Annotated in this window: 16 protein-coding genes; 13 read left to right on the top strand and 3 right to left on the bottom strand. The window is 55.3% G+C overall.

Going from position 1 to position 14,330, the window contains the following annotated elements; translation table 11 throughout:
* Positions 1–480: 480 nt before the first annotated feature.
* The 5 genes from ACN19L_RS25360 to ACN19L_RS25340 all read left to right on the top strand — a co-directional run bounded on the left by ACN19L_RS25360 (position 481) and on the right by ACN19L_RS25340 (position 3,943).
* Entirely contained in the window at positions 481–774 is a 294-nt protein-coding gene (locus ACN19L_RS25360; protein ID WP_426491536.1) for a hypothetical protein, read from the top strand.
* Between the two features lie 197 nt (positions 775–971).
* On the top strand, positions 972–1,583 hold the full coding sequence (mobV, locus tag ACN19L_RS25355; protein WP_426491535.1) for a MobV family relaxase: 612 nt from the start codon (positions 972–974) through the stop codon (positions 1,581–1,583).
* A complete protein-coding gene (locus ACN19L_RS25350; RefSeq protein WP_426491534.1) occupies positions 1,529–2,227 on the top strand; it encodes a hypothetical protein in 699 nt (232 codons plus the stop codon). The genes mobV (ACN19L_RS25355) and ACN19L_RS25350 overlap by 55 nt, the downstream gene beginning before the upstream one ends.
* Positions 2,228–2,541: 314 nt before the next feature.
* Positions 2,542–3,153, top strand: a complete 612-nt coding sequence (locus ACN19L_RS25345) for a RepA protein (protein WP_283567001.1) — start codon at positions 2,542–2,544, stop codon at positions 3,151–3,153.
* Positions 3,154–3,499: 346 nt separating this feature from the next.
* A complete protein-coding gene (locus tag ACN19L_RS25340; RefSeq protein WP_179225632.1) occupies positions 3,500–3,943 on the top strand; it encodes a DMT family transporter in 444 nt (147 codons plus the stop codon).
* A gap of 738 nt (positions 3,944–4,681) precedes the next feature.
* Here ACN19L_RS25340 and ACN19L_RS25335 read toward each other — a convergent pair.
* Positions 4,682–4,903: a hypothetical protein gene (locus ACN19L_RS25335; protein WP_426491530.1), complete on the bottom strand. Its 222-nt coding sequence runs from the start codon at positions 4,901–4,903 to the stop codon at positions 4,682–4,684.
* Positions 4,904–5,150: 247 nt separating this feature from the next.
* On the opposite strand from ACN19L_RS25335, the gene ACN19L_RS25330 reads away from it, so the two are divergent.
* The 4 genes from ACN19L_RS25330 (at position 5,151) to ACN19L_RS25315 (ending at position 8,608) form a co-directional block, all read left to right on the top strand.
* A complete protein-coding gene (locus ACN19L_RS25330; protein ID WP_426491532.1) occupies positions 5,151–5,435 on the top strand; it encodes a hypothetical protein in 285 nt (94 codons plus the stop codon).
* A 198-nt stretch (positions 5,436–5,633) separates the two neighbouring features.
* Positions 5,634–6,890: a MobV family relaxase gene (mobV, locus tag ACN19L_RS25325; RefSeq protein ID WP_426491533.1), complete on the top strand. Its 1,257-nt coding sequence runs from the start codon at positions 5,634–5,636 to the stop codon at positions 6,888–6,890.
* Between the two features lie 314 nt (positions 6,891–7,204).
* Positions 7,205–7,816, top strand: a complete 612-nt coding sequence (locus ACN19L_RS25320) for a RepA protein (RefSeq protein ID WP_283567001.1) — start codon at positions 7,205–7,207, stop codon at positions 7,814–7,816.
* Between the two features lie 348 nt (positions 7,817–8,164).
* Positions 8,165–8,608 (top strand): DMT family transporter, encoded by a 444-nt coding sequence (locus ACN19L_RS25315; RefSeq protein WP_179225632.1) that lies wholly within the window; start codon positions 8,165–8,167, stop codon positions 8,606–8,608.
* Between the two features lie 739 nt (positions 8,609–9,347).
* On the opposite strand, the gene ACN19L_RS25310 is transcribed toward ACN19L_RS25315, so the two are convergent.
* Positions 9,348–9,569, bottom strand: a complete 222-nt coding sequence (locus ACN19L_RS25310) for a hypothetical protein (RefSeq protein WP_426491530.1) — start codon at positions 9,567–9,569, stop codon at positions 9,348–9,350.
* A 248-nt stretch (positions 9,570–9,817) separates the two neighbouring features.
* On the opposite strand from ACN19L_RS25310, the gene ACN19L_RS25305 reads away from it, so the two are divergent.
* From ACN19L_RS25305 to ACN19L_RS25290, 4 genes are all read left to right on the top strand, one after another.
* Positions 9,818–10,102 (top strand): hypothetical protein, encoded by a 285-nt coding sequence (locus ACN19L_RS25305; protein WP_426491532.1) that lies wholly within the window; start codon positions 9,818–9,820, stop codon positions 10,100–10,102.
* A 200-nt stretch (positions 10,103–10,302) separates the two neighbouring features.
* Complete coding sequence (gene mobV, locus ACN19L_RS25300) at positions 10,303–11,571, top strand: MobV family relaxase (RefSeq protein WP_426491531.1); 1,269 nt, start codon at positions 10,303–10,305, stop codon at positions 11,569–11,571.
* Between the two features lie 303 nt (positions 11,572–11,874).
* Positions 11,875–12,486, top strand: a complete 612-nt coding sequence (locus ACN19L_RS25295) for a RepA protein (RefSeq protein ID WP_283567001.1) — start codon at positions 11,875–11,877, stop codon at positions 12,484–12,486.
* Between the two features lie 348 nt (positions 12,487–12,834).
* Entirely contained in the window at positions 12,835–13,278 is a 444-nt protein-coding gene (locus ACN19L_RS25290; protein WP_179225632.1) for a DMT family transporter, read from the top strand.
* A 737-nt stretch (positions 13,279–14,015) separates the two neighbouring features.
* Here ACN19L_RS25290 and ACN19L_RS25285 read toward each other — a convergent pair.
* Positions 14,016–14,237: a hypothetical protein gene (locus tag ACN19L_RS25285; RefSeq protein WP_426491530.1), complete on the bottom strand. Its 222-nt coding sequence runs from the start codon at positions 14,235–14,237 to the stop codon at positions 14,016–14,018.
* Positions 14,238–14,330 lie beyond the last annotated feature (93 nt).

The following is a 14,330-nucleotide window of genomic DNA, read 5'->3' as shown; positions in this document are numbered from 1 at the left end:
TCAACAGTAGATTAGCCCTTGCTTAAATCGGAGCATGGATGCCTGGTACCACCTGCGGGGCATCGCGCAATTGACAGACCTCGTCCCAGCTCAGTTCGCCCGCGATGTATCGGCCGTAGAGCCGATGGGCGTAGGAGTGGCGTTGCGCACTAATTGCGGATTGGCGGCTTTGATTTGCTGAAGCACGTAAGCCCGCTGCTCAGGAGTTTGAGCGTTAGGACCAAATTTCGATTATCGGCCATTGGAATAGCTGCTTATAGACCAATTTCATGCACCAAAAATGCCTTGGGGTAATCGAGTTAATGCATTCAAACTGCGATTTGCCCAGTCGAATATACAAAAGATTATAGATTGGTTTGGGGCAAAGACCGTACTTATATAAAGCTCATATTTGTACTTTTATTCTATGATAGCACAGTGCCAAAAGTGTGGAAAGGACTATGAGCCGAAGCGTCGAGGGGGCAAATTCTGCTCAACCTCGTGCCGAGTGGTGCAGCACCAGCTCGTGAAGAAGGGGAGGCTTGGCCGAATCCGCTGACTGCCGACGAGAGCTATTTGGCTGGCATTGTGGTGGCGGTAGGCCGGACTGCAAATGACACTTTACGGCAGGTTGAAGGCTTGCCGGTAGAGGCAGAGCTGGCGGGGCTGCGGGCGTTGGTGCAGGGGTGGGCGCGGGTAGGAAACAACTCTATTGTCGAACGTATCCAGTACAACGACGAGCAGGCAACGAATGCTTTTCAGCGTAGAATCAAGCCAGTCAAAGCCAGTAAATAAAGGTATTAACGTAAGTGACAAGCGTAAGTTTTGCCCATCATATACCCTGAAAAGGACCCGTTAGCGTAAGTGAGTAGCGTAAATAATCGGCCCAAAACCGCGCAAGAAAAACAACGGTATAACCCACTATACCGGACTGCGTCCGGTGAAGGCTTGCAGCCGGCCCTACGCAGTATCTAGCCCTTTCCCACCGCCCCATGCCCTACGCCATTTGCCGAGTTGCCAAGATTAAGACCGCCCAGGCGGGTGCGGCCAAGACCGCGCACAACTACCGGCAGCGCGAAACGCCCAACGCTGACACCGAGCGCAAGCCCCTCAACCGGGAGTACATCAACACGGCCGAGCGCAATTATTGGGAGCTGGCCACCGAGCGCATTCAGGAGGCCGGGGCCAAAATCCGGCCGGATTCGGTGCGCGGGGTGGAGGTGCTGCTGACCGCCAGCCCGGAGGCGTTCAAGCGCCAGGCCGATGGGAGCCCGCACGACTGGCACGGCAGCCAATGGGCCGAGGCCAATATTGCATTTTTGAAGGGCAAGTTTGGGGAGCAAAACGTGGTGAGCTGCACCCTGCACCAGGACGAGCTAACGCCCCACTTTCACGCCGTGGTCGTGCCCCTCACGGCTGACGGCCGCTTGTCGGCTAAGGACGTGTTCAATCCGAAGACCCTGCGCGCCCTGCAAACCGAATACGCCGAGGCCATGAAGCCATTCGGGATGGAGCGAGGGTCGAGCACAGCCGCGCCAAACACGAGGTCATGCGCCACGTCTACGGGGCCCAGGAGCGGAGCCGGGGCGAGCTGGCCACGCTGACCAAGCCAGAGCCGGCCACGCGCCTGAGCATTGAGGGGCCGAGCGGACTGGACCTGGTCAACCTGAGCAAGTGGCGGGCCGAGCAGGAGGCCCGGCTGAACGCGGAGCTGGCCCGGCAGCTCGCCGCGGTCAACGAGCGGGCCAGCAAGGCGGCTAGCATCGCCCAGGACAGCGCCGGGGCCAAAGACCGGGAAAAGACCCTTGCCCGGCAGTTGGCGAGCGTGGAGGGCACCAAAACGAAGGAAATCGGCCGGCGGGAGCTGTTCGAGGGGGGATTCAAACGAGCGGCCGTGCTCGCGGTCCAGGGCGAGACGTTGCCGGCGAAAGTGCTGGCGTACGGCCAACAGATTCGCTCCAGTATGCAGGCTGAAGCCGAAAAACACGTTCAGCAGGCCCTAAAGGCCCCTATTCGCCAAGCGGGCGACCTGACCGAGCAACTAAAAAAGCTCCCTGGGTACACCTACCGGGAGGACGCGACCACCAAACAGGGCGAGTTGCGCCACACAGCCACCGGCAGCCGGTTCGAACTGGCCGAGTTGAAGCCAGGCGGGGTGTCGATGAAGGAGGCTTACGACCAGGCTGTGCAACGCACCGCGCAACGCGACCAAGAGCAGAGCAAAGGTCAGAACAGAGGGGAGGTATAAGCATGGACTGACCGCCAAACGCAAGGCCAAGCCACCCTCCCGCAATTGCATTGCGGGGGGTGTCTTGTAAGAGTTAAGAGTCAAGTGCCATAACTAACTGATAATCAAGGGGGGTCTGTTTTAAGATTTAAAACACCTGTTTTAAACCTTAAAACATGCTGTTTGTACTTTTCCGTGATAGCGGCTAATCATTTTTAAAAATTCACTACCCTTTCTGCAACGAGGTGTTTTAAAGCTTAAAGTGAATGGTTTTAAAAGTGGCGTGTTTTTTTAAACACATTGATTAAGTTTGCCCAGCAAAAACTTAAAAGGCTATGACGACTTGGTACAGAAAATTGACGGACTACCCTGAAAATGAGAACAATCCGTTTTCAGAGAAGGCCGTTTTAGAGATTAGCACCACAAAAAAGCGTCAAGCTATTAAGCCCCCGAAGACCAGCAATGGGGAAAATAAGTATTGGGTAATCGACAATAATGGCGAGAAAGTAGCTGAAAGCCTGTTTGTTAGAGAAGTGGAAGTAGACGAGGAACAGTTTGCAAAAGTCTTCCTGAGCGGTCTACTCAACTTTTGGGAGCTTAGCCCACGTGGCATCCGGGTGTTTACCTATGTTCTCCGCCAGCTCCGCGCAGGTCGAGATGAGTTCTACTTCTCAGCGTCGGAGTGCATGAAATTCACTCTTTACAAGAGCAGGGGGCTTGTTACGAGCGGCTTAGCTGAGCTGATAGGAGCTGGTCTGATAGCCCGTAGCACGGACCCGCTAATCTACTTTGTGAACCCCCTGGTGATATTCAACGGCAGCCGTGTGACGTTTGCCAAAAGCTACGTCCGCAAGCAGATACAGGACAAAAACCCCGGCCAGCTTGCCCTACCATTCAATCCCAGCTTGGAGCAACTACGCGAGATGGCCAAGAGTACCCAGCTATAGGGGCAATAGGGAGAAAAGTGGCCTGAAAAGAAACTGTCAAGAAAACTGTCAACAATTGACAGTTTTCTTGACAGTTGGGTGTTGTTAAACAAATAGGGGAAAACCTCCGACTCGGAAGCTAAGCAGGTTGAATGCTGCCAGTAAGGTATGAATGCGGCGTAAGAGTAGCGAGGAACGATGGTTTTACACGTCCCTTAAGGCCATCGAAAAAGGACAGTAAAAACGAACGTTTGTTCTGGCGCTGGTGCCATCCATTCCTCACATTATCATTTGATAGTACCTTACTGGTACCTCAATAAAAAGCCAAGCCGTTACCTGACGGCCGTGGATGTTGGCAAATCCTCCTATGAAATACCTGCTCCTGGGATTATTGGTCCTGGCCGGCGCAGCGATTACGCTACAGTCAGCCGTGAATAGCCAACTCAAAACCGCCGTGCCGCATGTGCTGTGGGCCGTGCTCATCTCCTACCTGGGCGGCAGCGTGGTCGCCGGGGTATTGCTGCTGCTCACCCAGGCCCCGCCGCTGGCCCTGCCCGCCCTGGCCCGGGTGCCGTGGTACGGCTGGACCGGCGGCCTCCTGGGCGTGGGGTACGTGTTGACCATCACCTGGTCGCTGAAGCGCGTGGGGGCCGCCAACTTGTTTGCCCTGGTCGTGGCCGGCCAGTTGGTGACGGCCCTGCTGCTCGACCAGGCCGGGTGGCTGGGCCTGGAGCGGAGCGCCTGGTCGGTTTCCAAACTTGTCGGGGTCGCCCTGCTGGTGGGCGGGGCGTATTTAATCAACCGGCCGTGAACGCTGGGGTAGCAGGGACTTAGAGGCGTTTGCCGTCTCCCCTTTCTTCCCTGACCGAAAGTTCCGGTTCCACCTCCTGCGCGGTCCTGTTGGGCTTTCAAGCCGGAGGTTTTCCCTATTTGTTTAATAACACCCACAGTTTCTTTTTCACTCAACAAAAGGGAAAAACGAGCTAAATTTGAGGGCTGTTTGAAGCGCAACCGGCTCTGCTGAGGAGCAACCGGCCAGGAATAGAACAGCCCACAGACGCATCGTCTGAAAGCCCCGTGCCGCGTTGAAGGTTCGCCCTCTGCTGCACGGGGCTTTGTCGTTCTACCGTTAGGTTTTCAGGCATGCCACGCCGCATTGTCTGTCCTAATTTGGCATATTTTCTCAGTTTGAGACGGGCTTTTTAAGGCTTTTCAAAGCAGACAATGCGGCGTGGCATGCCTGAAAACCTATGCCCGGAACGGGCAAATTACTCGCTCGGACGTGTTCCCCTCTTTTTGCACAGAAGTGGTCTATCGAGTAATTCACAGTATCGGCACCGCTTATCAATGGGACCTTTTCCGGCGATTCGGTCCCTAATCGCAATGCTTTTGCCAATCGGGCATTCGTTGTCATCGTGCCACGCATCCTCCAATCCAATGCCCCGGTAGGGCGAATAAAACGGGGAAATACGCATTGATGACCCGCTAGCCTGATAAGCAGGCAAGGTACCAAATACCTGCGTGAGCTCAACAGTAGATTAGCCCTTGCTTAAATCGGAGCATGGATGCCTGGTACCACCTGCGGGGCATCGCGCAATTGACAGACCTCGTCCCAGCTCAGTTCGCCCGCGATGTATCGGCCGTAGAGCCGATGGGCGTAAGGAGTGGCGTTGCGCACTAATTGCGGATTGGCGGCTTTGATTTGCTGAAGCACGTAAGCCCGCTGCTCAGGAGTTTGAGCGTTAGGACCAAATTTCGGATTATCGGCCATTGGAATAGCTGCTTATAGACCAATTTCATGCACCAAAAATGCCTTGGGGTAATCGAGTTAATGCATTCAAACTGCGATTTGCCCAGTCGAATATACAAAAGATTATAGATTGGTTTGGGGCAAAGACCGTACTTATATAAAGCTCATATTTGTACTTTTATTCTATGATAGCACAGTGCCAAAAGTGTGGAAAGGACTATGAGCCGAAGCGTCGAGGGGCAAATTCTGCTCAACCTCGTGCCGAGTGGTGCAGCACCAGCTCGTGAAGAAGGGGGAGGCTTGGCCGAATCCGCCGACTGCCGACGAGAGCTATTTGGCTGGCATTGTGGTGGCGGTAGGCCGGACTGCAAATGACACTTTACGGCAGGTTGAAGGCTTGCCGGTAGAGGCAGAGCTGGCGGGGCTGCGGGCGTTGGTGCAGGGGTGGGCGCGGGTAGGAAACAACTCTATTGTCGAACGTATCCAGTACAACGACGAGCAGGCAACGAATGCTTTTCAGCGTAGAATCAAGCCAGTCAAAGCCAGTAAATAAAGGTATTAACGTAAGTGACAAGCGTAAGTTTTGCCCATCATATACCCTGAAAAGGACCCGTTAGCGTAAGTGAGTAGCGTAAATAATCGGCCCAAAACCGCGCAAGAAAAACAACGGTATAACCCACTATACCGGACTGCGTCCGGTGTGGCTTGCAGCCGGCCCTACGCAGTATCTAGCCCCTTTCCCCACCGCCCCATGCCCTACGCCATTTGCCGAGTTGCCAAGATTAAGACCGCCCAGGCGGGTGCGGCCAAGACCGCGCACAACTACCGGCAGCGCGAAACGCCCAACGCTGACACCGAGCGCAAGCCCCTCAACCGGGAGTACATCAACACGGCCGAGCGCAATTATTGGGAGCTGGCCACCGAGCGCATTCAGGAGGCCGGGGCCAAAATCCGGCCGGATTCGGTGCGCGGGGTGGAGGTGCTGCTGACCGCCAGCCCGGAGGCGTTCAAGCGCCAGGCCGATGGGAGCCCGCACGACTGGCACGGCAGCCAATGGGCCGAGGCCAATATTGCATTTTTGAAGGGCAAGTTTGGGGAGCAAAACGTGGTGAGCTGCACCCTGCACCAGGACGAGCTAACGCCCCACTTTCACGCCGTGGTCGTGCCCCTCACGGCTGACGGCCGCTTGTCGGCTAAGGACGTGTTCAATCCGAAGACCCTGCGCGCCCTGCAAACCGAATACGCCGAGGCCATGAAGCCATTCGGGATGGAGCGAGGGGTCGAGCACAGCCGCGCCAAACACGAGGTCATGCGCCACGTCTACGGGGCCCAGGAGCGGAGCCGGGGCGAGCTGGCCACGCTGACCAAGCCAGAGCCGGCCACGCGCCTGAGCATTGAGGGGCCGAGCGGACTGGACCTGGTCAACCTGAGCAAGTGGCGGGCCGAGCAGGAGGCCCGGCTGAACGCGGAGCTGGCCCGGCAGCTCGCCGCGGTCAACGAGCGGGCCAGCAAGGCGGCTAGCATCGCCCAGGACAGCGCCGGGGCCAAAGACCGGGAAAAGACCCTTGCCCGGCAGTTGGCGAGCGTGGAGGGCACCAAAACGAAGGAAATCGGCCGGCGGGAGCTGTTCGAGGGGGGATTCAAACGAGCGGCCGTGCTCGCGGTCCAGGGCGAGACGTTGCCGGCGAAAGTGCTGGCGTACGGCCAACAGATTCGCTCCAGTATGCAGGCTGAAGCCGAAAAACACGTTCAGCAGGCCCTAAAGGCCCCTATTCGCCAAGCGGGCGACCTGACCGAGCAACTAAAAAAGCTCCCTGGGTACACCTACCGGGAGGACGCGACCACCAAACAGGGCGAGTTGCGCCACACAGCCACCGGCAGCCGGTTCGAACTGGCCGAGTTGAAGCCAGGCGGGGTGTCGATGAAGGAGGCTTACGACCAGGCTGTGCAACGCACCGCGCAACGCGACCAAGAGCAGAGCAAAGGTCAGAACAGAGGGGAGGTATAAGCATGGACTGACCGCCAAACGCAAGGCCAAGCCACCCTCCCGCAATTGCATTGCGGGGGGTGTCTTGTAAGAGTTAAGAGTCAAGTGCCATAACTAACTGATAATCAAGGGGGGTCTGTTTTAAGATTTAAAACACCTGTTTTAAACCTTAAAACATGCTGTTTGTACTTTTCCGTGATAGCGGCTAATCATTTTTAAAAATTCACTACCCTTTCTGCAACGAGGTGTTTTAAAGCTTAAAGTGAATGGTTTTAAAAGTGGCGTGTTTTTTTAAACACATTGATTAAGTTTGCCCAGCAAAAACTTAAAAGGCTATGACGACTTGGTACAGAAAATTGACGGACTACCCTGAAAATGAGAACAATCCGTTTTCAGAGAAGGCCGTTTTAGAGATTAGCACCACAAAAAAGCGTCAAGCTATTAAGCCCCCGAAGACCAGCAATGGGGAAAATAAGTATTGGGTAATCGACAATAATGGCGAGAAAGTAGCTGAAAGCCTGTTTGTTAGAGAAGTGGAAGTAGACGAGGAACAGTTTGCAAAAGTCTTCCTGAGCGGTCTACTCAACTTTTGGGAGCTTAGCCCACGTGGCATCCGGGTGTTTACCTATGTTCTCCGCCAGCTCCGCGCAGGTCGAGATGAGTTCTACTTCTCAGCGTCGGAGTGCATGAAATTCACTCTTTACAAGAGCAGGGGGCTTGTTACGAGCGGCTTAGCTGAGCTGATAGGAGCTGGTCTGATAGCCCGTAGCACGGACCCGCTAATCTACTTTGTGAACCCCCTGGTGATATTCAACGGCAGCCGTGTGACGTTTGCCAAAAGCTACGTCCGCAAGCAGATACAGGACAAAAACCCCGGCCAGCTTGCCCTACCATTCAATCCCAGCTTGGAGCAACTACGCGAGATGGCCAAGAGTACCCAGCTATAGGGGCAATAGGGGAGAAAAGTGGCCTGAAAAAGAAACTGTCAAGAAAACTGTCAACAATTGACAGTTTTCTTGACAGTTGGGTGTTGTTAAACAAATAGGGGAAAACCTCCGACTCGGAAGCTAAGCAGGTTGAATGCTGCCAGTAAGGTATGAATGCGGCGTAAGAGTAGCGAGGAACGATGGTTTTACACGTCCCTTAAGGCCATCGAAAAAGGACAGTAAAAACGAACGTTTGTTCTGGCGCTGGTGCCATCCATTCCTCACATTATCATTTGATAGTACCTTACTGGTACCTCAATAAAAAGCCAAGCCGTTACCTGACGGCCGTGGATGTTGGCAAATCCTCCTATGAAATACCTGCTCCTGGGATTATTGGTCCTGGCCGGCGCAGCGATTACGCTACAGTCAGCCGTGAATAGCCAACTCAAAACCGCCGTGCCGCATGTGCTGTGGGCCGTGCTCATCTCCTACCTGGGCGGCAGCGTGGTCGCCGGGGTATTGCTGCTGCTCACCCAGGCCCCGCCGCTGGCCCTGCCCGCCCTGGCCCGGGTGCCGTGGTACGGCTGGACCGGCGGCCTCCTGGGCGTGGGGTACGTGTTGACCATCACCTGGTCGCTGAAGCGCGTGGGGGCCGCCAACTTGTTTGCCCTGGTCGTGGCCGGCCAGTTGGTGACGGCCCTGCTGCTCGACCAGGCCGGGTGGCTGGGCCTGGAGCGGAGCGCCTGGTCGGTTTCCAAACTTGTCGGGGTCGCCCTGCTGGTGGGCGGGGCGTATTTAATCAACCGGCCGTGAACGCTGGGGTAGCAGGGACTTAGAGGCGTTTGCCGTCTCCCCTTTCTTCCCTGACCGAAAGTTCCGGTTCCACCTCCTGCGCGGTCCTGTTGGGCTTTCAAGCCGGAGGTTTTCCCCTATTTGTTTAATAACACCCACAGTTTCTTTTTCACTCAACAAAAGGGAAAAACGAGCTAAATTTGAGGGCTGTTTGAAGCGCAACCGGCTCTGCTGAGGAGCAACCGGCCAGGAATAGAACAGCCCACAGACGCATCGTCTGAAAGCCCCGTGCCGCGTTGAAGGTTCGCCCTCTGCTGCACGGGGCTTTGTCGTTCTACCGTTAGGTTTTCAGGCATGCCACGCCGCATTGTCTGTCCTAATTTGGCATATTTTCTCAGTTTGAGACGGGCTTTTTAAGGCTTTTCAAAGCAGACAATGCGGCGTGGCATGCCTGAAAACCTATGCCCGGAACGGGCAAATTACTCGCTCGGACGTGTTCCCCTCTTTTTGCACAGAAGTGGTCTATCGAGTAATTCACAGTATCGGCACCGCTTATCAATGGGACCTTTTCCGGCGATTCGGTCCCTAATCGCAATGCTTTTGCCAATCGGGCATTCGTTGTCATCGTGCCACGCATCCTCCAATCCAATGCCCCGGTAGGGCGAATAAAACGGGGAAATACGCATTGATGACCCGCTAGCCTGATAAGCAGGCAAGGTACCAAATACCTGCGTGAGCTCAACAGTAGATTAGCCCTTGCTTAAATCGGAGCATGGATGCCTGGTACCACCTGCGGGGCATCGCGCAATTGACAGACCTCGTCCCAGCTCAGTTCGCCCGCGATGTATCGGCCGTAGAGCCGATGGGCGTAAGGAGTGGCGTTGCGCACTAATTGCGGATTGGCGGCTTTGATTTGCTGAAGCACGTAAGCCCGCTGCTCAGGAGTTTGAGCGTTAGGACCAAATTTCGGATTATCGGCCATTGGAATAGCTGCTTATAGACCAATTTCATGCACCAAAAATGCCTTGGGGTAATCGAGTTAATGCATTCAAACTGCGATTTGCCCAGTCGAATATACAAAAGATTATAGATTGGTTTGGGGCAAAGACCGTACTTATATAAAGCTCATATTTGTACTTTTATTCTATGATAGCACAGTGCCAAAAGTGTGGAAAGGACTATGAGCCGAAGCGTCGAGGGGGCAAATTCTGCTCAACCTCGTGCCGAGTGGTGCAGCACCAGCTCGTGAAGAAGGGGGAGGCTTGGCCGAATCCGCCGACTGCCGACGAGAGCTATTTGGCTGGCATTGTGGTGGCGGTAGGCCGGACTGCAAATGACACTTTACGGCAGGTTGAAGGCTTGCCGGTAGAGGCAGAGCTGGCGGGGCTGCGGGCGTTGGTGCAGGGGTGGGCGCGGGTAGGAAACAACTCTATTGTCGAACGTATCCAGTACAACGACGAGCAGGCAACGAATGCTTTTCAGCGTAGAATCAAGCCAGTCAAAGCCAGTAAATAAAGGTATTAACGTAAGTGACAAGCGTAAGTTTTGCCCATCATATACCCTGAAAAGGACCCGTTAGCGTAAGTGAGTAGCGTAAATAATCGGCCCAAAACCGCGCAAGAAAAACAACGGTATAACCCACTATACCGGACTGCGTCCGGTGTGGGGCTTGCAGCCGGCCCTACGCAGTATCTAGCCCCTTTCCCCACCGCCCCATGCCCTACGCCATTTGCCGAGTTGCCAAGATTAAGACCGCCCAGGCGGGTGCGGCCAAGACCGCGCACAACTACCGGCAGCGCGAAACGCCCAACGCTGACACCGAGCGCAAGCCCCTCAACCGGGAGTACATCAACACGGCCGAGCGCAATTATTGGGAGCTGGCCACCGAGCGCATTCAGGAGGCCGGGGCCAAAATCCGGCCGGATTCGGTGCGCGGGGTGGAGGTGCTGCTGACCGCCAGCCCGGAGGCGTTCAAGCGCCAGGCCGATGGGAGCCCGCACGACTGGCACGGCAGCCAATGGGCCGAGGCCAATATTGCATTTTTGAAGGGCAAGTTTGGGGAGCAAAACGTGGTGAGCTGCACCCTGCACCAGGACGAGCTAACGCCCCACTTTCACGCCGTGGTCGTGCCCCTCACGGCTGACGGCCGCTTGTCGGCTAAGGACGTGTTCAATCCGAAGACCCTGCGCGCCCTGCAAACCGAATACGCCGAGGCCATGAAGCCATTCGGGATGGAGCGAGGGGTCGAGCACAGCCGCGCCAAACACGAGGTCATGCGCCACGTCTACGGGGCCCAGGAGCGGAGCCGGGGCGAGCTGGCCACGCTGACCAAGCCAGAGCCGGCCACGCGCCTGAGCATTGAGGGGCCGAGCGGACTGGACCTGGTCAACCTGAGCAAGTGGCGGGCCGAGCAGGAGGCCCGGCTGAACGCGGAGCTGGCCCGGCAGCTCGCCGCGGTCAACGAGCGGGCCAGCAAGGCGGCTAGCATCGCCCAGGACAGCGCCGGGGCCAAAGACCGGGAAAAGACCCTTGCCCGGCAGTTGGCGAGCGTGGAGGGCACCAAAACGAAGGAAATCGGCCGGCGGGAGCTGTTCGAGGGGGGATTCAAACGAGCGGCCGTGCTCGCGGTCCAGGGCGAGACGTTGCCGGCGAAAGTGCTGGCGTACGGCCAACAGATTCGCTCCAGTATGCAGGCTGAAGCCGAAAAACACGTTCAGCAGGCCCTAAAGGCCCCTATTCGCCAAGCGGGCGACCTGACCGAGCAACTAAAAAAGCTCCCTGGGTACACCTACCGGGAGGACGCGACCACCAAACAGGGCGAGTTGCGCCACACAGCCACCGGCAGCCGGTTCGAACTGGCCGAGTTGAAGCCAGGCGGGGTGTCGATGAAGGAGGCTTACGACCAGGCTGTGCAACGCACCGCGCAACGCGACCAAGAGCAGAGCAAAGGTCAGAACAGAGGGGGAGGTATAAGCATGGACTGACCGCCAAACGCAAGGCCAAGCCACCCTCCCGCAATTGCATTGCGGGGGGTGTCTTGTAAGAGTTAAGAGTCAAGTGCCATAACTAACTGATAATCAAGGGGGGTCTGTTTTAAGATTTAAAACACCTGTTTTAAACCTTAAAACATGCTGTTTGTACTTTTCCGTGATAGCGGCTAATCATTTTTAAAAATTCACTACCCTTTCTGCAACGAGGTGTTTTAAAGCTTAAAGTGAATGGTTTTAAAAGTGGCGTGTTTTTTTAAACACATTGATTAAGTTTGCCCAGCAAAAACTTAAAAGGCTATGACGACTTGGTACAGAAAATTGACGGACTACCCTGAAAATGAGAACAATCCGTTTTCAGAGAAGGCCGTTTTAGAGATTAGCACCACAAAAAAGCGTCAAGCTATTAAGCCCCCGAAGACCAGCAATGGGGAAAATAAGTATTGGGTAATCGACAATAATGGCGAGAAAGTAGCTGAAAGCCTGTTTGTTAGAGAAGTGGAAGTAGACGAGGAACAGTTTGCAAAAGTCTTCCTGAGCGGTCTACTCAACTTTTGGGAGCTTAGCCCACGTGGCATCCGGGTGTTTACCTATGTTCTCCGCCAGCTCCGCGCAGGTCGAGATGAGTTCTACTTCTCAGCGTCGGAGTGCATGAAATTCACTCTTTACAAGAGCAGGGGGCTTGTTACGAGCGGCTTAGCTGAGCTGATAGGAGCTGGTCTGATAGCCCGTAGCACGGACCCGCTAATCTACTTTGTGAACCCCCTGGTGATATTCAACGGCAGCCGTGTGACGTTTGCCAAAAGCTACGTCCGCAAGCAGATACAGGACAAAAACCCCGGCCAGCTTGCCCTACCATTCAATCCCAGCTTGGAGCAACTACGCGAGATGGCCAAGAGTACCCAGCTATAGGGGCAATAGGGGAGAAAAGTGGCCTGAAAAAGAAACTGTCAAGAAAACTGTCAACAATTGACAGTTTTCTTGACAGTTGGGTGTTGTTAAACAAATAGGGGAAAACCTCCGACTCGGAAGCTAAGCAGGTTGAATGCTGCCAGTAAGGTATGAATGCGGCGTAAGAGTAGCGAGGAACGATGGTTTTACACGTCCCTTAAGGCCATCGAAAAAGGACAGTAAAAACGAACGTTTGTTCTGGCGCTGGTGCCATCCATTCCTCACATTATCATTTGATAGTACCTTACTGGTACCTCAATAAAAAGCCAAGCCGTTACCTGACGGCCGTGGATGTTGGCAAATCCTCCTATGAAATACCTGCTCCTGGGATTATTGGTCCTGGCCGGCGCAGCGATTACGCTACAGTCAGCCGTGAATAGCCAACTCAAAACCGCCGTGCCGCATGTGCTGTGGGCCGTGCTCATCTCCTACCTGGGCGGCAGCGTGGTCGCCGGGGTATTGCTGCTGCTCACCCAGGCCCCGCCGCTGGCCCTGCCCGCCCTGGCCCGGGTGCCGTGGTACGGCTGGACCGGCGGCCTCCTGGGCGTGGGGTACGTGTTGACCATCACCTGGTCGCTGAAGCGCGTGGGGGCCGCCAACTTGTTTGCCCTGGTCGTGGCCGGCCAGTTGGTGACGGCCCTGCTGCTCGACCAGGCCGGGTGGCTGGGCCTGGAGCGGAGCGCCTGGTCGGTTTCCAAACTTGTCGGGGTCGCCCTGCTGGTGGGCGGGGCGTATTTAATCAACCGGCCGTGAACGCTGGGGTAGCAGGGACTTAGAGGCGTTTGCCGTCTCCCTTTCTTCCCTGACCGAAAGTTCCGGTTCCACCTCCTGCGCGGTCCTGTTGGGCTTTCAAGCCGGAGGTTTTCCCCTATTTGTTTAATAACACCCACAGTTTCTTTTTCACTCAACAAAAGGGAAAAACGAGCTAAATTTGAGGGCTGTTTGAAGCGCAACCGGCTCTGCTGAGGAGCAACCGGCCAGGAATAGAACAGCCCACAGACGCATCGTCTGAAAGCCCCGTGCCGCGTTGAAGGTTCGCCCTCTGCTGCACGGGGCTTTGTCGTTCTACCGTTAGGTTTTCAGGCATGCCACGCCGCATTGTCTGTCCTAATTTGGCATATTTTCTCAGTTTGAGACGGGCTTTTTAAGGCTTTTCAAAGCAGACAATGCGGCGTGGCATGCCTGAAAACCTATGCCCGGAACGGGCAAATTACTCGCTCGGACGTGTTCCCCTCTTTTTGCACAGAAGTGGTCTATCGAGTAATTCACAGTATCGGCACCGCTTATCAATGGGACCTTTTCCGGCGATTCGGTCCCTAATCGCAATGCTTTTGCCAATCGGGCATTCGTTGTCATCGTGCCACGCATCCTCCAATCCAATGCCCCGGTAGGGCGAATAAAACGGGGAAATACGCATTGATGACCCGCTAGCTGATAAGCAGGCAAGGTACCAAATACCTGCGTGAGCTCAACAGTAGATTAGCCCTTGCTTAAATCGGAGCATGGATGCCTGGTACCACCTGCGGGGCATCGCGCAATTGACAGACCTCGTCCCAGCTCAGTTCGCCCGCGATGTATCGGCCGTAGAGCCGATGGGCGTAAGGAGTGGCGTTGCGCACTAATTGCGGATTGGCGGCTTTGATTTGCTGAAGCACGTAAGCCCGCTGCTCAGGAGTTTGAGCGTTAGGACCAAATTTCGGATTATCGGCCATTGGAATAGCTGCTTATAGACCAATTTCATGCACCAAAAATGCCTTGGGGTAATCGAGTTAATGCATTCAAACTGCGATTTGCCCAGTCGAATA

It is taken from the genome of Hymenobacter sp. 102, assembly GCF_049949205.1.
Classification (GTDB): domain Bacteria; phylum Bacteroidota; class Bacteroidia; order Cytophagales; family Hymenobacteraceae; genus Hymenobacter.
Note: the sequence above shows the minus strand (reverse complement) of the source record. Positions and strands in the feature narration are given on the sequence as shown.